The sequence below is a fragment of the Streptomyces anulatus genome, from assembly GCF_000721175.1.
Lineage (GTDB): Bacteria > Actinomycetota > Actinomycetes > Streptomycetales > Streptomycetaceae > Streptomyces > Streptomyces anulatus_C.
This window is the reverse complement of record NZ_JOEZ01000008.1, coordinates 131693-150894: the sequence shown is the minus strand read 5'-3', so window position 1 is coordinate 150894 and position 19202 is coordinate 131693. Positions and strand designations below refer to the sequence as shown.

General features: G+C 71.1%; 16 protein-coding genes, 1 tRNA gene and 1 pseudogene. 6 read left to right on the top strand and 12 right to left on the bottom strand.

The genetic code is table 11. The annotated features are described in order from the left end of the window. Positions 1–79 precede the first annotated feature (79 nt). Together IG90_RS0111690 and IG90_RS0111685 are read left to right on the top strand one after the other, a co-directional pair. Complete coding sequence (locus IG90_RS0111690; RefSeq protein ID WP_030581668.1) at positions 80–892, top strand: trans-aconitate 2-methyltransferase; 813 nt, start codon at positions 80–82, stop codon at positions 890–892. Next, complete coding sequence (locus tag IG90_RS0111685) at positions 889–1266, top strand: VOC family protein (protein ID WP_030581665.1); 378 nt, start codon at positions 889–891, stop codon at positions 1264–1266. The genes IG90_RS0111690 and IG90_RS0111685 overlap by 4 nt, the downstream gene beginning before the upstream one ends. A gap of 10 nt (positions 1267–1276) precedes the next feature. Here IG90_RS0111685 and IG90_RS0111680 read toward each other — a convergent pair whose 3' ends face one another. The 3 genes from IG90_RS0111680 to IG90_RS0111670 form a co-directional block, all read right to left on the bottom strand. Then, complete coding sequence (locus IG90_RS0111680) at positions 1277–1882, bottom strand: Uma2 family endonuclease (RefSeq protein WP_030581662.1); 606 nt, start codon at positions 1880–1882, stop codon at positions 1277–1279. Between the two features lie 102 nt (positions 1883–1984). Further along, positions 1985–2671 carry a TetR/AcrR family transcriptional regulator gene (locus IG90_RS0111675; protein WP_030581659.1) on the bottom strand — a complete coding sequence of 229 codons (687 nt, stop codon included), beginning with the start codon at positions 2669–2671 and terminating at the stop codon, positions 1985–1987. After that, positions 2668–3663 carry an acyl-CoA desaturase gene (locus IG90_RS0111670; RefSeq protein ID WP_030581657.1) on the bottom strand — a complete coding sequence of 332 codons (996 nt, stop codon included), beginning with the start codon at positions 3661–3663 and terminating at the stop codon, positions 2668–2670. The genes IG90_RS0111675 and IG90_RS0111670 overlap by 4 nt, the downstream gene beginning before the upstream one ends. Before the next feature lie 400 nt (positions 3664–4063). Here IG90_RS0111670 and ppc point away from each other — a divergent pair, with 400 nt between their 5' ends. Further along, the gene (ppc, locus tag IG90_RS0111665) at positions 4064–6793 is read left to right on the top strand and encodes a phosphoenolpyruvate carboxylase (protein ID WP_030581654.1); all 2730 of its coding nucleotides are present in this window, start codon (positions 4064–4066) and stop codon (positions 6791–6793) included. 28 nt (positions 6794–6821) lie between these two features. Here the strand turns inward: ppc and IG90_RS0111660 are convergent, their stop codons facing one another. From IG90_RS0111660 to IG90_RS39330, 7 genes and pseudogenes are all read right to left on the bottom strand, one after another. Further along, positions 6822–7292 (bottom strand): hypothetical protein, encoded by a 471-nt coding sequence (locus IG90_RS0111660; protein ID WP_030581651.1) that lies wholly within the window; start codon positions 7290–7292, stop codon positions 6822–6824. A 121-nt stretch (positions 7293–7413) separates the two neighbouring features. Further along, positions 7414–8007, bottom strand: coding sequence for an aminoacyl-tRNA hydrolase (gene pth / locus IG90_RS0111655; RefSeq protein WP_030581648.1), 594 nt, complete (start codon positions 8005–8007; stop codon positions 7414–7416). A 148-nt stretch (positions 8008–8155) separates the two neighbouring features. Next, on the bottom strand, positions 8156–8743 hold the full coding sequence (locus IG90_RS0111650; protein ID WP_030581645.1) for a 50S ribosomal protein L25/general stress protein Ctc: 588 nt from the start codon (positions 8741–8743) through the stop codon (positions 8156–8158). A 207-nt stretch (positions 8744–8950) separates the two neighbouring features. Further along, positions 8951–9928 carry a ribose-phosphate diphosphokinase gene (locus tag IG90_RS0111645; protein WP_015609053.1) on the bottom strand — a complete coding sequence of 326 codons (978 nt, stop codon included), beginning with the start codon at positions 9926–9928 and terminating at the stop codon, positions 8951–8953. 119 nt (positions 9929–10047) lie between these two features. After that, entirely contained in the window at positions 10048–11496 is a 1449-nt protein-coding gene (glmU, locus tag IG90_RS0111640; RefSeq protein WP_030581641.1) for a bifunctional UDP-N-acetylglucosamine diphosphorylase/glucosamine-1-phosphate N-acetyltransferase GlmU, read from the bottom strand. Between the two features lie 107 nt (positions 11497–11603). After that, positions 11604–11674: transfer RNA gene (locus IG90_RS0111635), tRNA-Gln, on the bottom strand. A 12-nt stretch (positions 11675–11686) separates the two neighbouring features. Beyond that, a pseudogene (locus IG90_RS39330) lies at positions 11687–12398 on the bottom strand (hypothetical protein). A 156-nt stretch (positions 12399–12554) separates the two neighbouring features. Here IG90_RS39330 and IG90_RS0111625 point away from each other — a divergent pair. Next, a complete protein-coding gene (locus tag IG90_RS0111625) occupies positions 12555–13874 on the top strand; it encodes a sensor histidine kinase (protein ID WP_030581639.1) in 1320 nt (439 codons plus the stop codon). A gap of 353 nt (positions 13875–14227) precedes the next feature. On the opposite strand, the gene IG90_RS0111620 is transcribed toward IG90_RS0111625, so the two are convergent. Continuing rightward, positions 14228–14725 carry an SUKH-3 domain-containing protein gene (locus tag IG90_RS0111620; RefSeq protein ID WP_030581636.1) on the bottom strand — a complete coding sequence of 166 codons (498 nt, stop codon included), beginning with the start codon at positions 14723–14725 and terminating at the stop codon, positions 14228–14230. Between the two features lie 10 nt (positions 14726–14735). Further along, positions 14736–15260, bottom strand: coding sequence for a YwqJ-related putative deaminase (locus tag IG90_RS0111615; protein WP_030581632.1), 525 nt, complete (start codon positions 15258–15260; stop codon positions 14736–14738). 235 nt (positions 15261–15495) lie between these two features. Between IG90_RS0111615 and IG90_RS0111610 the strand changes: the two genes are divergently transcribed. Both IG90_RS0111610 and IG90_RS0111605 read left to right on the top strand, forming a co-directional pair. Continuing rightward, entirely contained in the window at positions 15496–16473 is a 978-nt protein-coding gene (locus IG90_RS0111610) for an SMI1/KNR4 family protein (protein ID WP_078585432.1), read from the top strand. 5 nt (positions 16474–16478) lie between these two features. Then, entirely contained in the window at positions 16479–19028 is a 2550-nt protein-coding gene (locus IG90_RS0111605; protein ID WP_233436097.1) for an SUKH-4 family immunity protein, read from the top strand. The last annotated feature ends 174 nt before the right edge of the window (positions 19029–19202 follow it).

The window sequence follows — 19202 nt, the reverse complement described above, 5'->3', positions numbered from 1 at the left end:
GTAGAGGGTCCCTCGATATGAAGTCTCTTGAATTCAAGTGTCTTGACATCAAGAGATGCTGGGCGTGATCCTGTTCTCCATGACGCCCGTGACCGAGCCCACCTGGGATCCGCGGCAGTACCTGCGCCACGCGGACCACCGGACCCGCCCCTTCCACGACCTTCTGGCCCACATCGGCACCCTCCCCGGCCACCCCGCACCCCGCATCGCCGACCTCGGCTGCGGCGCCGGCAACGTCACCGCCCTCCTCGCGGACCGCTGGCCGAACGCCCGCATCACCGGCTACGACACCTCCCGCGACATGCTCGCCGAAGCCGCCGCCCACACCCGGCCGCCCCTCCTCGACTTCGCCGAGGCCGACGCCGCGACCTGGGAGCCGACCGAGGCGTACGGCCTGATCGTCTCCACCTCCGCACTCCAGTGGATCCCCGGCCACGCCGCACACTTCCCCCGCTGGCTCGACGCCCTCGCCCCCGGCGGCACCCTCGCCTTCCAGGTCCCCGGCAACTTCACCGCACCCAGCCACACCCTCCTGGCAGGCCTCCGCGAGTCCGACCGCTGGCGCCCCCTGCTCCACGGCATCGGCGACCGCACCGCCTCCGTCCTGGAACCCACCGACTACCTCACCCGCCTCCGCGACCTGGGCTGCACGGCCGACGTCTGGGAGACCACCTACCTCCAGACCCTGCACGGCGACGACGCGGTCCTCGACTGGGTCAAGGGCACCGCCCTGCGCCCCGTCCTCACCGCCCTGGCCGACGACCCCGGGGCCCGCGACGCGTTCGTCACCGAATACCGCGACCTGCTCCGCGAGGCCTACCCGCCCGGCCCGTACGGCACGGTCTTCCCGTTCCGCCGCATCTTCGCCGTCGCCCGCAAGGGGAAGCCGTGACCGCTTCGGTGGGCCTCACCGCCGTCGACCACGTACAGCTCGCCGCCCCGCCCGGCTGTGAGGACGCCCTGCGCGCCTTCTACGCCGAAGCCCTGGGCATGACCGAGATCCCGAAACCCCCCGTGCTCGCCGCCCGCGGCGGCTGCTGGTTCGCCGCCGGCCCGGTCCAGCTCCACCTGGGCGTCGAGGAGGACTTCCGCCCCGCGAAGAAGGCCCACCCCGGACTGCGTGTGACGGGAATCGTGGAATACGCGGCCCGCCTGGAGGCCCACGGCGTCCACGTCGCATGGGACGACAACCTCCCCGGCCACCGGCGCTTCCACGCCCACGACCCGGTCGGCAACCGGCTGGAGTACCTGGAGCCGGACGCGTGACCGAAGGGCGCTACAGCTCCTTGAGCGCGTCCGCCGAGACGTCGATGTCCACCGGGAACGGCACGCCCGTCTTCAGCCGGTCGTGGTGGATCCCGGTCAGCGCGTACGCCTTCGTCACCGGATCCAGCTCGTAGACCCGTACGACGGGGTGCTGGTCGGTGCCCGTCATCTCCACCAGCCAGAAGTGCGGGATGCCGGCGGTCGCGTACTTGTGCGGCTTGGCCTCACGGTCGCGGGCCTCGGAGTCGGGGGAGACGACCTCGACGGCGAGGAGGACGTCGGCGGCGGCGTACGACGTCTGCTCCATCCCCTTCTTGTCAGCCTCGCTGCGAACGACGGAGACATCCGGCTCCGGCCCGTTCCGCCGGTCCAGCACCACGGTCATCTCGCGGCGGATCTTCACCTCCGGCGGTGCTGTACTGCGCAGCCCTGCCATCAGCAGATCGATCACCATGCTGTGGAACTTGCGCTGCGGACTCACGAAAACCAGGCTCCCGTCGATCAGCTCTGTGTGCGGCGGGAGATCGGGCAGCGTGAACAGATCGTCCACGGTGTATCCGTCCTGCGGGGGCACCGGCCAGCGGGAGCTGTGCGCGGTGGTCGGCTCGGCGGTCATGGTTCCTCCCATGGACGAATCCTCTGCCCTCCCGACCACACTACGGCGGGAAATCCGCACCCGTCATCACAACGGGTGACGAACAGGGGAAGGGGGACACGATCAGCTCTTCCGGTGACCTATCAGCCGCGGCTTCGCCTCCAGGTTCTCCAGCCCGTGCCAGCACAGGTTCACCAGATGGGCGGCGACCTCCGCCTTCTTCGGCTTCCGCACGTCCAGCCACCACTGGCCCGTCAGCGCCACCATTCCGACCAGCGCCTGCGCGTACAGCGGGGCCAGCTTCGGATCAAAACCCCGGGCCTTGAACTCCATGCCCAGAATGTCCTCCACCTGCGTGGCGATATCGCTGATCAGCGACGCGAACGTGCCCGTCGACTGCGCCACCGGCGAATCCCGCACCAGGATCCGGAAACCGTCCGTGTACGACTCGATGTAGTCCAGCAGCGCGAACGCCGCCTGCTCCAGCAGCTCGCGCGGGTGGCCCGCCGTCAGCGCCCCCGTCACCATGTCCAGCAACTGACGCATCTCGCGGTCGACCACCACGGCGTACAGGCCCTCCTTGCCGCCGAAGTGCTCGTACACCACCGGCTTGGACACCCCGGCACGCGCCGCGATCTCCTCCACCGACGTGCCCTCGAAACCCTTGTCGGCGAACAGGGCGCGCCCGATGTCCAGCAGCTGCTCGCGGCGCTCCTTGCCCGTCATCCGGACCCGCCGGGCCCGGCGGGAGGGGGAAGGACTGCTCTTCTCGCTGCTCGTGCTGCCGTCGGTCGCCACGTCGTCAATCATGCCGCGTCAACCGGTACGGACGTGCGCCGGGAGTCGATACGCGCGGCATCCGGCCACCGCACATCCGTGGCCCAGCCCAGCTTCTCGAACCAGCGGATCAGCCGGGCGCTGGAGTCGATCTGCCCCCGCATCACACCGTGCCGGGCGCTCGTCGGGTCCGCGTGGTGCAGGTTGTGCCACGACTCGCCGCACGACAGCACCGCCAGCCACCACACGTTCCCCGACCGGTCACGGGACTTGAAGGGGCGCCTGCCCACGGCGTGGCAGATCGAGTTGATCGACCACGTCACGTGGTGCAGCAGCGCCACCCGCACCAGCGAACCCCAGAAGAACGCCGTCGCCGCACCCCACCACGACATCGTCACCAGACCGCCGACCAGCGGCGGAATCGCCAGCGACACGACCGTGAAGGTGAGGAAGTGACGCGAGATCCCCCGGATCGCCGGGTCCTTGATCAGATCGGGGGCGTACTTCTGCTGCGGCGTCCGCTCCTCGTCGAACATCCACGCGATGTGCGCCCACCACAACCCCTTCATCAAGGCCGGCAGACTCTCCCCGAACCGCCACGGCGAATGCGGATCACCCTCCGCGTCCGAGAACCGGTGGTGCTTGCGGTGATCGGCCACCCACCGCACCAGGGGCCCCTCCACCGCCAGCGAGCCCATCACGGCCAGCACGATCCGCAACGGCCGCTTCGCCTTGAACGAACCGTGCGTGAAGTACCGGTGGAAGCCGATCGTGATCCCGTGGCAGCCGATGAAGTACATCGCCACCAGCAGCCCCACATCCAGCCAGCTCACCCCCCGGCCCCACGCCAGCGGCACCGCCGCGACCAGGGCCACGAACGGCACCACGATGAACGCCAGAAGCGCGAACTGCTCGATCGACCGCTTCCTGTCACCGCCCAGCGTGGCGGGGGGCAGCGAAGCCGCAGCGGCCTCGGGAGGCTCGGTCTCGTCGATCGCACGGGGAGCATGGGGAGTGCCCGGCATAGGGGAATACCTCGGAGGGTGAGGGAGCGGTATTCGGACGGCCGTGGCTACGGTTCCGTAACCTACGGCTTGGTAAGTATGGCAGTGACGGGCCCCACAACACGAGAGGCCGCTCCAGCCCGTCACACGCGGTAGCCCGCCCGCCCATGGGGTAAGGGGATAAGGGCCCGGGTGTCCCGGGCGGCGACCGCGACCCCCGCCGGGGCCACGGACACGCCGCCTGCGACGACACCTATCCTGGGAGCGTCGGACAGCGCGGTCCGCACCCGCTCGTCGGGGCGTGGCGACAGCACCGCTGCCAGCCGCAGGGCCCCGGACCCCGCCACCCGTCCCCACCACCACCCACGTGGGGACGGCGAAGCGAACGCACCTCCTCATTCACTGCAAGGAGCCGCACACTGTGAGCAGTGCCGACCAGACCCCTGCCGCCAGCCCCGCGCTGCGCGCCGACATCCGCCGCCTCGGCGATCTCCTCGGCGAGACCCTCGTACGCCAGGAGGGCCAGGAGCTCCTCGACCTCGTCGAGCGGGTCCGCGCCCTGACCCGCACCGACGGCGAAGCCGCCGCCGAGCTCCTCGGCGACACGGACCTGGAGACCGCCGCACAGCTCGTCCGCGCCTTCTCCACCTACTTCCACCTCGCCAACGTCACCGAGCAGGTCCACCGCGCCCACGAGATGCGCGACCGCCGCTCCGCCGAGGGCGGCCTGCTGGCCCGCACCGCCGACCGCCTCAAGGACGCCGACCCCGAGCACCTGCGCGAGACGGTCAGGAACCTCAACGTCCGCCCCGTCTTCACCGCACACCCCACCGAGGCCGCCCGCCGCTCGGTCCTCAACAAGCTCCGCCGCATCGCGGCCCTCCTGGAGACCCCGGCCATCGAGGCCGACCGCCGCCGCCTCGACCTCCGGCTCGCCGAGAACATCGACCTCATCTGGCAGACCGACGAACTCCGCGTCGTCCGCCCGGAGCCCGCCGACGAGGCCCGCAACGCCATCTACTACCTCGACGAACTCCACGCAGGAGCCGTCGGAGACGTCCTGGAGGACCTCGCCGCCGAACTGGAGCGCGTCGGCGTCGAACTGCCCGCCGGCACCCGCCCCCTCACCTTCGGCACCTGGATCGGCGGCGACCGCGACGGCAACCCCAACGTGACCCCCGCCGTCACCTGGGACATCCTGATCCTCCAGCACGAGCACGGCATCACCGACGCCCTGGAGATGATCGACCACCTCCGCGGCCTCCTCTCCAACTCCATCCGCTACGCCGGAGCCACCGAGGAACTCCTCGCCTCCCTCCAGGCCGACCTGGAACGCCTCCCCGGCATCAGCCCCCGCTACAAGCGGCTGAACGCCGAGGAGCCCTACCGCCTCAAGGCCACCTGCATCCGGCAGAAGCTCGTCAACACCCGCGAGCGCCTCGCCGAAGGCACCCCCCACCGCCCCGGCTGCGACTACCTCGGCACCGCCGAACTCATCGCCGACCTGGAGCTCATCCAGACCTCCCTGCGCGCACACAAGGGCGGCCTCTTCGCCGACGGCCGCATGGACCGCACCATCCGCACCCTGGCCGCCTTCGGCCTCCAGCTCGCCACCATGGACGTACGCGAACACGCCGACGCCCACCACCACGCCCTCGGCCAGCTCTTCGACCGGCTCGGCGAGGAATCCTGGCGCTACGCCGACATGCCCCGCGACTACCGGCAGAAGCTCCTCGCCAAGGAACTCCGCTCCCGCCGGCCACTCGCCCCCACCCCGGCCCCCCTCGACGCGGCCGGCGAGAAGACCCTCGGCGTCTTCCACACCATCAAGCAGGCCTTCGAACGCTTCGGCCCCGAAGTGATCGAGTCCTACATCATCTCGATGTGCCAGGGCGCCGACGACGTCTTCGCCGCCACCGTCCTCGCCCGCGAGGCCGGACTCGTCGACCTCCACGCCGGCTGGGCCAAGATCGGCATCGTCCCGCTCCTGGAGACCACCGACGAGCTCAAGGCCGCCGACGTCATCCTCGACGCGATGCTCGCCGACCCCTCCTACCGCCGCCTCGTGTCCCTCCGCGGCGACGTCCAGGAGGTCATGCTCGGCTACAGCGACTCCTCCAAGTTCGGCGGCATCACCACCTCCCAGTGGGAGATCCACCGCGCCCAGCGCCGCCTGCGCGACGTCGCCCACCGCTACGGGGTACGCCTGCGCCTCTTCCACGGCCGCGGCGGCACCGTCGGCCGCGGCGGCGGCCCCTCGCACGACGCGATCCTCGCCCAGCCGTGGGGCACGCTGGAGGGCGAGATCAAGGTGACCGAGCAGGGCGAGGTCATCTCCGACAAGTACCTCATCCCCGCCCTCGCCCGCGAGAACCTGGAACTGACCGTCGCGGCCACCCTCCAGGCCTCCGCCCTGCACACCGCACCCCGCCAGTCCGACGAGTCCCTAGCCCGCTGGGACGCGGCCATGGACACCGTCTCCGACGCGGCCCACCGCGCCTACCGCAAGCTCGTCGAGGACCCAGACCTGCCCGCGTACTTCCTCGCCTCCACCCCGGTGGACCAGCTCGCCGACCTGCACCTGGGCTCGCGGCCCTCCCGCCGCCCCGGCTCGGGCGTCTCGCTCGACGGCCTGCGGGCCATCCCGTGGGTCTTCGGCTGGACCCAGTCACGGCAGATCGTCCCCGGCTGGTACGGCGTCGGCTCCGGCCTCAAGGCCCTGCGCGAAGCCGGTCTCGACACCGTCCTCGACGAGATGCACGAGCACTGGCACTTCTTCCAGAACTTCCTCTCCAACGTGGAGATGACGCTCGCCAAGACCGACCTGCGCATCGCCCGGCACTACGTCGACACCCTCGTCCCCGACGAGCTGAAGCACGTCTTCGACGCCATCGAGGCCGAACACGCCCTCACGGTCCAGGAAGTCCTGCGGATCACCGGAGGCACCCAACTGCTCGGCACCAACCCGGTGCTCCAGCAGACCTTCTCCATCCGCGACGCCTACCTGGACCCGATCTCCTACCTCCAGGTCTCCCTGCTCGCCCGCCAGCGCCAGGCCGCGACACGCGGCGAGGAGCCCGACCCGCTGCTCTCCCGCGCCCTGCTGCTCACCGTCAACGGCGTAGCGGCAGGCCTGCGCAACACCGGCTGACCGTACGGAAGACCCAGGGGCGGTCCCGCTACAGCGCGACGAACGTCGCCACCAGCAGGACCGCCCCTGCCGTACCGACACCCCACGCCGTCCGCGCCAGCCGCAGCCCGCCGCCGATCACGAACGCGGCCAGCACCAACGCCCCGCCCAGCGGCAACCAGGCATGCAGAAACCCCGGCAGCCCCGTGCGGACCACCGCATCGGTACCGGGCTTCACCACCACGGGGAAACGATCCCCCTCGCGCGCCGCGACGGACCGGCCCACGCTCACCCGCGGGCGCTCCCGCGACACCGCGTCCGGCTCGTACGAAGCGGTACACGTCTCATCGCCGCACTTCACCACCGTCACCGTGCCATGGTCACGGCCCTTGGCCAGAACGATGTGGTGCGCGGTGTCCCACGACGACCACGCACCCGCGACCAGCAGCACCAGGACGACCAGCCCCATGGCCGCCCGGCGGCCCGCGACCGCCGCGCGGTGGGAAGAGCTCCGCTTCATGGGGGCCGATCCTTGGCCAGACCCGCACCCCCGGTCAACCTGTGGCCGAAAAACGCCCCACCAGCACCAGGAATGTCAGGAGTTGTCCGCGGCGGGGACGCGGTACGAACCTGCGAGGCTCTCAGGAGTTGTACGCGCTCTGCGCCCGCTCCAGCCCCTCCGCCAGCAGACACTCCACCGCGTCCGCCGACCGGTCCACCAGGAACGCCAACTCCTTGCGCTCCGTCGACGAGAAGTCCTTCAGCACGAAATCCGCGACCTGCATCCGCCCCGGCGGCCGCCCGATCCCGAACCGCACCCGGTGATAGTCCGGACCCATCGCCTTCGTCATCGACTTCAGCCCGTTGTGCCCGTTGTCCCCACCACCCAGCTTCAGCCGCAGCATCCCGTAATCGACGTCCAGCTCGTCATGGACCGCCACGACATGATCCGTCGGCACCTTGTAGAAGTCCCGCAGTGCCGTCACCGGCCCGCCCGACAGATTCATGTACGACATCGGCTTCGCCAGGACCACCCGACGGCTCGCCGGCCCCGGCGGGCCGATCCGCCCCTCCAGGACCTGCGCCTGCGCCTTCTGCGCCCGCTTGAACTTCCCGCCGATCCGCTCGGCCAGCAGATCGGCGACCATGAACCCGACATTGTGCCGGTTCGCCGCATAGTCGGGACCCGGGTTGCCCAGGCCCACGATGAGCCAGGGGTCGGTGGCGTCGGACATCAGCGCTCGGTCTCCTCGCACGCAGGGAAAGCCAGGGGGATGGCAGGCAAACGGGGCGGTGGCTCCCGGAAGGGAACCACCACCCCGTCAGTCAAGCAGGTGGAACACGTGGTGCAGGTGGTGCAGGTGAAACGGTGAGCGGTGAGGCTCAGGCCTCGGCGGCGGTCTCGGCAGCCTCGTCCGCGGACGGCTCCTCGGCCTGCGCGGCGACGACCTGGATCACGATGGCGTCCTCGTCGCCGGCGAGCACGGAGCCCTTCGGCAGCGGGATGTCCTTGGCGATGATCGAGTCACCGGCGTCCAGACCCGCGACGGAGACCGTCACGGACTCGGGGATGTGGGTGGCCTCGGCCTCGACGAGCAGCGTGTTCAGCACGAACTCGAGCAGGTTGGCGCCCGGGGCCAGGTCGCCCTCGGCGTGCACCGCGATCTCGACGTTGACCTTCTCGCCGCGCTTCACGGTCAGCAGGTCGACGTGCTCGATGGTGCCCTTGAGGGGGTGACGCTGCACGGCCTTCGGGATGACCAGCGCGTCCTTGCCGTCGATCTCCAGACCGATCAGCACGTTGGCCGTACGCAGCGCCAGCAGCAGCTCGTGACCCGGCAGCGTGACGTGGACCGCCTCGGCGCCGTGGCCGTAGACGACCGCGGGAACGCGGTTGGCGCGACGCACACGGCGGGCGGCGCCCTTGCCGAACTCGGTACGGACCTCGCTGGCGAGCTTGATCTCAGCCATGGTTGCACTCCTCGTCAGGTGGGTGAGCCGTCGGGAGACGGAACACGAACGGTCACCCGGCCCACGACAGGCCTGCTACGAAGAGCGCGTCGATAACGGACCGCCGTACACACAGGTACGGCCTCCCTCGCCGAGCAACTCGCTGAGTCTACCCGGCGGGGAGGCCGCACCCCAAAGTGGATCACCAAAGGGTGATCAGCACCGCTGTCAGCCCTGCTCCTCGAAGAGGCTCGTCACCGAACCGTCCTCGAACACCTCACGCACCGCACGCGCGATCGTCGGCGCGATCGAGAGCACCGTGATCTTGTCCAGCTCCAGCTCACCCGGCGTCGGCAGCGTGTCCGTGAACACGAACTCGCTCACCTTCGAGTTCTTCAGCCGGTCCGCCGCCGGACCCGACAGCACCCCGTGCGTCGCCGTCACGATGACGTCCTCCGCACCGTGCGCGAACAGGGCGTCCGCGGCGGCACAGATCGTGCCACCGGTGTCGATCATGTCGTCGACCAGCACACAGACCCGGCCCTCGACGTTACCCACGACCTCATGGACGGAGACCTGGTTCGGCACGTCCTTGTCACGGCGCTTGTGCACGATCGCCAGCGGCGCGTCCAGCCGGTCGCACCAGCGGTCGGCGACCCGGACACGGCCCGCGTCCGGCGACACGATCGTCAGCTTCGAGCGGTCGACCTTCGCACCCACGTAGTCCGCCAGGATCGGCAGCGCGAACAGGTGGTCCACCGGGCCGTCGAAGAAGCCCTGGATCTGGTCCGTGTGCAGATCGACCGTGAGGATCCGGTCCGCACCCGCCGTCGCCATCAGGTCCGCCACCATGCGCGCCGAGATCGGCTCACGGCCACGGTGCTTCTTGTCCTGGCGGGCGTACCCGTAGAACGGCACGATCACCGTGATGGAGCGGGCCGAAGCGCGCTTCAGCGCGTCCAGCATGATCAGCTGCTCCATGATCCACTTGTTGATCGGAGCCGTGTGGCTCTGGATCAGGAAGCAGTCCGCGCCACGTGCCGACTCCTGGAAGCGCACGTAGATCTCACCGTTGGCGAAATCGAAGGCCTTCGTCGGCACGAGGCCGACTCCCAGCTGATGGGCGACCTCCTCGGCAAGCTCGGGGTGGGCGCGGCCGGAGAAGAGCATCAGTTTCTTCTCGCCGGTCGTCTTGATCCCGGTCACAGCACAGTCTCCTCAGACGTGTATCTGGCGCTGCACGCATAGGTCCCGATGTGCAACGAGCCAGCCGAAATGGGTGAGCATCTATCACGGTACGCCGTCACCGGCGCACCTGTTTCCGGTCAGCTTTGCCCGTCGGTCTCCTGCGACGACGCCTGAGCGGCCTGCGCGGCGGCGCTGCCCGGACGCTTCCGGGCCACCCAACCCTCGATATTCCGCTGCTGGCCCCGCGCCACGGCCAGCGAACCGGCGGGCACGTCCTTCGTGATGACCGACCCGGCGGCGGTGTAGACCCCGTCCCCGACCGTGACGGGTGCCACAAACATATTGTCCGAACCGGTACGGCAGTGGGAGCCGATCGTCGTGTGGTGCTTGGCCACGCCGTCGTAGTTCACGAAGACGCTCGCCGCACCGATGTTGGTGTGGTCGCCGATCGTCGCGTCACCGACGTAACTCAGATGCGGGACCTTGGTCCCTTCCCCGATCGTCGCGTTCTTCATCTCCACGTACGTACCGGCCTTGGCCTTCGTCCCCAGCCGCGTCCCCGGCCGCAGATACGCGTACGGACCCACCGACGCCCCCGGCCCCACCTGGGCCGAATCCGTCACGGAGTTGTCCACCCGGGCCCCCGCCCCGACGGCGGTGTCCTTCAGCCGCGAGTTCGGCCCCACCTCGGAGTCCTCCGCGAGATGGGTGGAGCCGAGCAGCTGCGTCCCCGGATGCACGACGGCGTCACGCTCGTACGTCACCGTCGCGTCGATCAGTGTGGACGCCGGGTCCACCACGGTCACGCCCGCGAGCATCGCCCGCTCCAGCAGGCGCTCGTTCAGCAGCCGGCGCGCCTCGGCCAGCTGGAGCCGGTTGTTGATGCCGAGGATCTCGCGGTGGTCGCCCGCCACGGACGCCCCGACCCGGTGCCCGGCCTCGCGCAGGATGGACAGCACGTCGGTGAGGTACTCCTCGCCCTGGCTGTTGTCGGTGCGCACCTTGCCCAGCGCGTCGCCCAACAGCCGCCCGTCGAACGCGAACACCCCGGAGTTGATCTCCCGGATCGCCCGCTGCTCGTCGGTGGCGTCCTTGTGCTCGACGATCTCGGTGACCGCACCGGTGGCCGGGTCGCGCACGATGCGCCCGTAGCCGGTGGAGTCGGGGACCTCGGCGCTCAGGACGGTGACCGCGTTGGCGTCGGCGGCGTGGGTGGCGGCGAGCGCGCCGAGCGTCTCGCCGGACAGCAGAGGGGTGTCGCCGCAGACGACGATCACGGTGCCCTCGACGCTCCCGCCCAGCTCCTCAAGACCCATGCGGACGGCGTGCCCGGTCCCGTTCTGCTCGGCCTGGAACGCGGTGCGCACGGGGGCGTCGCCGGCGTTCAGGTGTGCGGTGACCTGCTCGCGGGCATGGCCGACGACCACGACGAGGTGCTGGGGGTCCAGCTCACGGGCGGCGGTGACGACATGTCCGACGAGCGAGCGCCCGGAGATCTCGTGCAGAACCTTGGGGGTCTTCGACTTCATGCGGGTGCCCTCACCCGCTGCGAGGACGACGACGGCTGCCGGGCTGGTTGCGCTCACGGATGTGCCCTTCGGCTTCGGGTGGTGGTCATCCGCAGGATACCGGGGGTGTTTCCGCTGGAAACGGGGGCGGGCCCCGACCGGTGTGGTCGGGGCCCGCAGGCGTGCTCCCGGGGAAGGAATCGAACCCTCATTCAATGGACCAAAACCATTTGTCCTGCCATTAGACGACCCGGGATGGTATCGCCACTTATGTCCGATTCTCTTGATCGGCTCGTTTTGCAGCCCCTACTATGCCGCACCAGGAGCCTTCGATGCGACGGTACAGGTCGGCACCTTTCAGGACACGCACAGAAAGGCAGCCCCGGTAGTTGTCGCCGATGTTCTTACGATTCGTCTTCGGGGAGTGCGTCTTGAGGGACGTCTTGCCGAACGCTGAAGGGCCGGCCCCCGTAAGGGCGATCCAGTACTGCTCGGCCCTCTGCCCAGTAGAGGGCGACGCCCAACAGGAAGAGCTCGCGACCGGTCATCTCGCCGACCTCGTCCGCCGCCCTGCCCTTCGTGGCCTGGCGCTCGGTGTCCCGCCGCTGGAGCGCGGCTTCCCAGCCGCGTCGTCCGATGGCGGAGGACTCCTCTCGGGTGCGCTTGCGCTCCGGCTTCGGCAGATCCCGTACCCATGACGAGATCGACCCTTTCGAGCAGCCCAGCTCCACCTGGATCTGGTCGTAGGTCATGCCCTGGAGCCGAAGCTCGCGAGCCTTCTCCCGGAGGTCGTCCTTGGCGTTCGGGCGCTTCGTCCACTCCGGCGCGGGCTCTCCCTGCAGGAGTCGGTTGAGGATGTCGTTGTTGTCGACGTGGAGCCGGTCGCGGATCTGGCGGCGGCTGAGCCCCTCCCGGCGCAGCGCCACCGCCCGCTCGCGCAATCCCTCGAAGTCGGCGTACTTGCCTGTGGTTTCCGTCATACGGAGATCGTCGTCCGGAATGCGAACGTCCGGGTCGAAAGTGCGGTCGATTCGCCATTTCAGGCGATCGGCATGTGTTTCGTGCTTGTTCGAACGCGGAACGTGCTGTTGCCGGTCACCGGAAAATGAGATGCGTCCGCCCGTAGGCTGGATGCCATGACCGCAACGGGGGCAGACCGGGAAGCGGCGGGATCGACCACCCGCGGCTACTGGTGGTGGGAGCGGCGACGCAGTGTCGCCCTGGACGTGGGACTGGCGCTGGTGTCGGCGCTGGAGTGTGGCCTGGAGGGGGTGGAGTTCGCCCGGAACACCGGGGTTCCGGTGCCGGTGGGCGTGGTGTTCGGGCTGTTGGCGGGTTCGGTGCTGCTGGTGCGCCGGCGGTGGCCGATCGCCGTGGTGCTCGTGACGATCGCGATGACGCCGGCCGAGATGGGCTTCCTGATGGCCCTGGTGGGCCTCTACACGCTGGCCGCGTCCGAGGTGCCGCGCCGGATCACCGTCGTCCTGGCGGGGATGGCGCTGGTGGGGACGTTCATCGTCACCTACGTGCGGCTGCGGCAGAGCGTGGCCGAGCAGGCCGACTTCGGGCCGGGGGACTGGTACGTCCCGCTGATGTCCGTCTTCATGGCGGTGGGGCTGACGGCCCCGTCCGTGTTGTTCGGCCTCTACATAGGGGCGAGACGCCGGCTGATGGAGAGCCTGCGGGAGCGGGCCGATTCGCTGGAGCGGGAGCTGTCGCTGCTCGCGGACCGGGCCGAGGAGCGGGCTGAGTGGGCGCGTACGGAGGAGCGGACCCGGATCGCCCGGGAGATGCATGACGTGGTCGCGCATCGGGTGAGCCTGATGGTGGTCCATGCCGCCGCTCTCCAGGCCGTCGCGCCGAAGGACCCGGCGAAGGCGGTGCGGAACGCGGCGCTGGTCGGGGACATGGGCCGGCAGGCGCTGACGGAGCTGCGCGAGATGCTCGGGGTGCTGCGGACCGGGGACGCGCTGATCGCGCCGGCCGCCGCGGGGGCGGTTCCGCTGGCGTCGGTGAGGCAGGCGGCCGTCGCGGCCGCCGCCGCCGCGTCCGAGGACGGGCCCCGGCTGCACGAGCTGGAGGCGTTGGTGGCGCAGTCGCGGCAGGCGGGGATGACCGTCGAGCTGTCGGTGGACGGTGAGCTGCGGCCGTATCCGCCGGAGGTCGAGCAGACGGCGTTCCGGGTGGTGCAGGAGGCGCTGACGAACGTGCACAAGCATGCGGCGGGTGCGAAGACGTGGGTGCGGCTCGCGCATCGGGAGGCCGAGGTCGCGATGCAGGTGGAGAACGGTCCTTCGGACTCGGCGGCGGCGGATGCGGGGTTGCCGAGCGGGGGGAACGGTCTGGTGGGGATGCGGGAGCGGGTGCTGGGGCTGGGGGGCGTGTTCGTGTCCGGTCCCACGGAGGCGGGGGGCTTCCGGGTCTCGGCGGTGCTGCCTGACGGCTCGGGCGCCTGAGCCTGTCCCGGCCTGTCCGGCGGTGCGCCTGTCCGGCGGTGCGCCTGTCCGGCTTGGCGGGCCGCCCGCTCCAGCCGTCCGGCTTTGGGGGCTAGCCACTCCAGCCGTCCCGGCGTGTGAGGGCCGGCCATCTCAGGCCGTCCGGCTTTGGGGCGGCCGCCCATCTCAGCCCGTCCGGCGTTCGAGGACGGAACCCTGGCGGTGGGGAGCGGCACCCTTTCATGGCCGGGAAGCGATGGCGCCCGTTCGTCCCGAGCGACGGTTCCGTCGTCGAACGCCGGGCGGGCCGGATGGTGCGACGGTGCCGTTCGGGGGCGCGCCGGGCGGGCTGGGGGTGGTCGGTCCGGTGGGGGCTACGCCGACGTCAGGCGGGCCGGTTGCGTGCCGGTGACCAGGGTGGCCAGGGCCTCGTCGATGTCCTGGCCCAGGAACCAGTCCCCCGTGTGGTCGATGCTGTACACCCGGCCCTCCGTGTCGATCGCCAGGACCGCCTGCTCCTCCCCCTCCGCCCCGAGGGGGCTGACCTCCGTCTCCAGGGCGCGGCCGAGGTCCCCGAGCGTCCGGGCCAGGTGGAGTCCGCTCAGCGGGTCGATGCGGACCGACGCGGGCGCGATGTGCCGGCCGGGCGCGGACGCGGTGATGTGGAGGCCGCCGAACTCGGCCCAGGCCTCGACCGCGGCCGGGAAGACGGCGTGCTGGTGGCCGGCCGGTGAGGCGTGGGAGCGCAGCGCGTCGGCCCATTCCTCCGCCTGGCGGATGTCCCAGCGGCCGGGCTGCCAGCCCGCTTCGCGCAGGGCGGCGTCGACGGCGACGGGGAAGCGGGTGGAGGAGTGCTGCTGGTGGTCGTGCATCGGTGGGCGGTCAGCCCTTCTCGGCGGTGGTCGCGGCGCCGGTGGAGGTGAGGTCGACGGGGCGTACGCCGAAGTGGGACAGGAGTGCCGAGCAGGATCGGCAGGGCGGGGCGTAGCTGCCGTGGAGGGGGTCGCCGTCCTCGCGGATGCGGCGGGCGGTGAGCCGGGAGTGTTTGAGCGCGCGGCGGGCTTCCCCGTTGGTCAGGGGTTTTCGCTGGGCGCGTTTGGAGCGACCGCTCTCGGCGGCGGTGAGCTGGCGGGAGAGCAGTATGGCTTCGGGGCAGCGGCCGGTGAAGCGTTCGCGCTGGCCGCTGGTGAGGGTGTCGAGGAAGTCCTGGACGAGCGGGTGCAGCACGGGTGGCTGGTCCCCCTTGCCCGCGGTGCAGGTGAGTGTCTCGCCGCGTACGGACAGGGCGGCGGCCACGGCGGGGAGGATCCCGTCGCGGCGGTGGATCAGGCGGGGCGTGCGGCTGGTCTCGGTGCTGCTCCAGGTGAGTCGCGGATCCCCTGATGTGGCGGTTTGTGTGGAATGCATCGTGTTGGCGTCCCTCCCTGCAATCCCCCGAGTTGCGGGGACAGCCTGCCAAATGTGCCGGGTGGTGGGGAAGCTGGGTCGGGGAATGGCGTCCGCGTGTCGCCCGAAGGTGCGAGACCGTCGCCTCACCGTCACGTGAATGTGACCGTTCGTGACGGAACCGGCGGGACGGGATCCCCTGTTGCCCCACCGCTTAGGCTGTGCGGAACACCGGACGCAGCAGGGGGCAACAGCCATGACGACAGGTCGGCTCGGGCAGCAAGCCGCGCCACCGAACGCCGCCTACGCCGGGCAGGTCGTGAACTTTCCGGACCCGGTCCGGGCGTCCCGTCACCCCAGAGGGGTGCGGATGGACGGGAGCGGCCACCCGGTTCTTTCGCCGTACGCGCGTGCCGCGGCCGAGATCGCCGATCCGCCCCCGGGCTTCGGCATCGACGAGCTGCGCCTCACCGACTACGTGTCGGCGAACGCGGCGTTGGCGGCGAGCGGTCACGACCTGTGGGACACGATTCCCGCGGTGGCGACTCCGCACGGCTGGACGTGGCACCACGTGCCGGGTGGCCGCCGGATGGAGTTGGTGCCGGTCGAGGTGAAGGCGCTGCTGCGTCATCACGGCGGTCTGGCGGGTACGGACGTGGACCAGAACCGGCGGGGCACCCGCCCGTTGCAGGAGACCCGTCCGGCGCATTTCCGGCTGCCCAAGGGCGCGGGTGCGGTGAGCGAGCAGCAGGTCCAGGGCGTCGAGGAGGATCTCGGTTACCGGTTGCCCGGAGCGTACCGCTCGTTCCTCAAGGCGGCGGGCGGTTCGGCCCCGGTGGGCGCGGCGCTGGACGCGGAGCTGGGGCTGCTGGTGGACCAGCCGTTCTTCACGGTGCGTGACGAGGCCGCGGTGAACGACCTGGTGTACGTGAACAAGTGCCTGCGGGACCACTTCACCAAGGACTACCTGGGTGTCGCGTTCGTCCAGGGCGGGATCCTGGCGGTGAAGGTGCGCGGGCAGGACGTCGGTTCGGTGTGGTTCTGCCCGTACGACGATGCCCGGGACCAGGACGGCTGGAGTGTCCAGGAGCGTGTGGAGCGGCTGTTGCTGCCCTGCGGTGCGGACTTCGACGCCTTCCTCCAGCGGCTGGCGGGGAATCCGCCGGAGCTGGAGACCGTGGCGAACCTGATGGTGGACGGCGGCTTCGCGCGCGCCGTCCCGGTGGAGGGGTGAGCGCGGTGGTGACTTTCGCGCAGGCGCAGGAGCGGGCCGACGAGTGGGTCAACGGTGACGTGCCCGCGTATCAGCACCGTGAGGTGCGGGTCCGTGAGTTCGAGCTGGGTTTCGTGGTGTGGGCCGAGGACCGGCCGGAGGGTCCGGTCTCGGACGGGGGCCGTCAGCGGCTGGTGATCGCCCGGGACAGCGGTGAGGCGACGTTGTGGCCGGGGCTGCCGGTGGGTGAGGTGATCCGGCGGTACGAGGAGGAGTACGGGGCTCCGGCCGGGGCGCCGGCCGCCGCGCCTGAGCCGCCGCAGCGGGTGGATCTGAACCAGACGTCGTTCCTGCTGACTCCGCCGGAGTGGCTCCAGGAGGCGGCGGACAAGCTGGGGATTCCGGATCATCGTGCGGAGCGGCGGGAGTCGGAGGCGGCCGAGCCGTCGCCGCCCTCCTCCCCGTCCCCGTCGGTATCGGCGGCGGGGGAGGCTCCCGTTCCCGGTCCTTCGGACGCGACACCTCCGCCCTCCTCTTCCTCTCCCCCTTCTTCCTCTTCGTCCTCTTCTTCCGCCGGGGGGTCCGCAGCGTCGTGGCCCGCCGCCGGCGGTGGCGACGCCTACGAGCCCACGGCTTCCGAGGGTGTGCCCGCCGGGGCGACCCCCTGGGCGGGTACGGACACCAATTCCGACTCCGACGACGGGGCGGTGCCGCTGCCCGCGACGGTGTTCGCGCCGCCGCTGTCGGGGACGGACGACGAGGAGGCCCCGCCGCCTGTCGTCCCGGCGGAGGCGCCCACCGCGCTGATGTCCGGGGGCAGTCAGCTGCCACGTACGCAGGTGGCTCCGGCTCTCCGGCCGGACCGGGGTGCGCAGGGCGGGGCCGGTGACATCGCCGACGCGGCGACCAGCAAGGCCGTGGTGCCGCCGCGCGGTGCGCGCGGGGGCGGTTCGGCGACTCCGCCGCCGCCCGGTGCGCCGGGGATTCCCGGTATGCCTCCGGGAGCGACGCCGCCGCCTTCGGGTCCGGGTGCGCCCGGTGCCCCGGCGGGCGGGTACGTCCCGACGCAGCTCGTCTCCCAGCTCGGCCCGCCCGGACCGCCCGGTGCCACCTCGACTCCGGAGCCGCCGCCGGGTTCCACGCCGCCTCCCGGGCCTCCCGCTCCTCCCGGTCCGCCGCCCGGTTCCACGCCTCCTCCGGGTGGTGGGATGCACCATGCCGCGACGATGCTCGCCGACGGGAGCAGCATCGGTGCGGGCGTCCCGGGTGCGCCGAGGCCGCCGGGCCCGCCCGGTGCTCCGGGGGCCCCGCAGCCTCCTGGTCCGCCCGGTGTTCCGGGGGCGCCGCAGCCTCCTGGTCCGCCGGGGCCGCCGCCGGGTTCCACGCCGCCTCCGGGTGGTGGGGTGCACCACGCGGAGACGATGTTCGCGGGTCCGGGCCAGGTCGGTCCGCCCGGCCCGCCCGGTCCTCCCGGGGCCCCGGGCGCTTCGCTGGGCGGGGCCCCCGGTCCCGTACCGCAGCCGCCCGGTCCGCCGGGCCCGCCGCCCGGTCAGCACACCCCGCCGCCCCCGGCCTACGGCTATCCGCAGCAGCCCACCGGTCAGCCGACCGTGGGCCCCGGCTATCAGGCCGTGCTGCGGTTCCGGGCTCCGGACGGCAGCGAGCAGCAGCTGATCCGCCGCTCGGCGCCGGGCACCCCGCACCCCGAGTGGCAGATGCTGCACGAGCTGCGGGCGATGAACGTGCCGCCGCAGCAGGTCATCGAGCTGCACACCGAGCTGGCGTCCTGCGAGCTGCCGGGCGGGTACTGCGCCCGGATGATCCGGGAGACGTGGCCGCAGGTGCGGATCACCAGCGTCGCTCCGTACGGCACGGATCACGCCAGTCGGCAGCAGGGCATGCGGCATCTGCTGACGCACCAGGGCGAGCTGCACCAGGTCGCGGACGGCCCGGCGCGGCCCGCTCCGGTGCGGGCGCCGCTGCCGCAGATGCCGCCCGCGCCCGCGCTGCCGCCGGAGGCGGTGGCCGAGGAGCTGGCGCAGGCGTTCGGTCCGCAGGGCATCCTGCGGTTCGACCAGCGGGCGGTGTCCCGTCAGGGGGTGCCCGAGGTGGTCGCGCACACCCTGGTGTGGGCGGGGCTGCCCGCCGATTTCGGGCCGTTCTTCTGGGCGCAGCCGGGGCAGCCGGTGGTGCCGACGCTGGCCGAGCTGGCGGCGCAGCGTCAGGTGCAGCCCGCGCCGGACGCGGGGTCGTACCTGGTGGTGGGTACGGACTTCGGCAAGGCGCTCTGTGTTCAGTACGGCACGGCGAACATCGTCGCCGTTCCGGTGGAGGCGGGGCCCGGCGGGCAGTCGGTGCCGCCGCAGTTCGTGAACACCGGGCTGCCGGAGTTCGTGCGGTCGATGGCGCTGCTGGGCCGGATGTGGCGGCTGAGGTTCGGGCTGAACCCGGAGCAGGCGGGCCGTTGGACCGTCGACTTCCAGGCACAGCTGGTGGCGCTGGACCCGGCGGCGCTGGCGTCGCCGGAGAGCTGGTGGTCTGTGCTGCTGGAGCAGATGTGGGACGGCTTGATCTGAGCCGTACGCCGCTTTGAGCGGTGAGCGGGTACGAGGCGCCCGGACCCGGTAGGGGTCCGGGCGCCTTGCCGTGTGCCGGGAGGACGGGCCGGTGATGCCGGTTCGCCCGGGTCTGTGATGCCGGTCGCTTCCGGCCTGAATGCCGCTGATCGATTCCGACTTCCGGCACCAATT

Excerpts from the sequence above, each read along its gene's own strand:
- IG90_RS0111625 (WP_030581639.1), top strand. The coding sequence starts at position 12,555 with ATGACCGCAACGGGGGCAGACCGGGAAGCGGCGGGATCGACCACCCGC.
- IG90_RS0111620 (WP_030581636.1), bottom strand. The coding sequence starts at position 14,725 with ATGCACGACCACCAGCAGCACTCCTCCACCCGCTTCCCCGTCGCCGTC.
- IG90_RS0111615 (WP_030581632.1), bottom strand. The coding sequence starts at position 15,260 with ATGCATTCCACACAAACCGCCACATCAGGGGATCCGCGACTCACCTGG.
- IG90_RS0111610 (WP_078585432.1), top strand. The coding sequence starts at position 15,496 with ATGACGACAGGTCGGCTCGGGCAGCAAGCCGCGCCACCGAACGCCGCC.
- IG90_RS0111675 (WP_030581659.1), bottom strand. The coding sequence starts at position 2,671 with ATGATTGACGACGTGGCGACCGACGGCAGCACGAGCAGCGAGAAGAGC.
- IG90_RS0111690 (WP_030581668.1), top strand. The coding sequence starts at position 80 with ATGACGCCCGTGACCGAGCCCACCTGGGATCCGCGGCAGTACCTGCGC.
- IG90_RS0111680 (WP_030581662.1), bottom strand. The coding sequence starts at position 1,882 with ATGACCGCCGAGCCGACCACCGCGCACAGCTCCCGCTGGCCGGTGCCC.
- IG90_RS0111660 (WP_030581651.1), bottom strand. The coding sequence starts at position 7,292 with ATGAAGCGGAGCTCTTCCCACCGCGCGGCGGTCGCGGGCCGCCGGGCG.
- IG90_RS0111650 (WP_030581645.1), bottom strand. The coding sequence starts at position 8,743 with ATGGCTGAGATCAAGCTCGCCAGCGAGGTCCGTACCGAGTTCGGCAAG.
- pth (WP_030581648.1), bottom strand. The coding sequence starts at position 8,007 with ATGTCCGACGCCACCGACCCCTGGCTCATCGTGGGCCTGGGCAACCCG.
- IG90_RS0111670 (WP_030581657.1), bottom strand. The coding sequence starts at position 3,663 with ATGCCGGGCACTCCCCATGCTCCCCGTGCGATCGACGAGACCGAGCCT.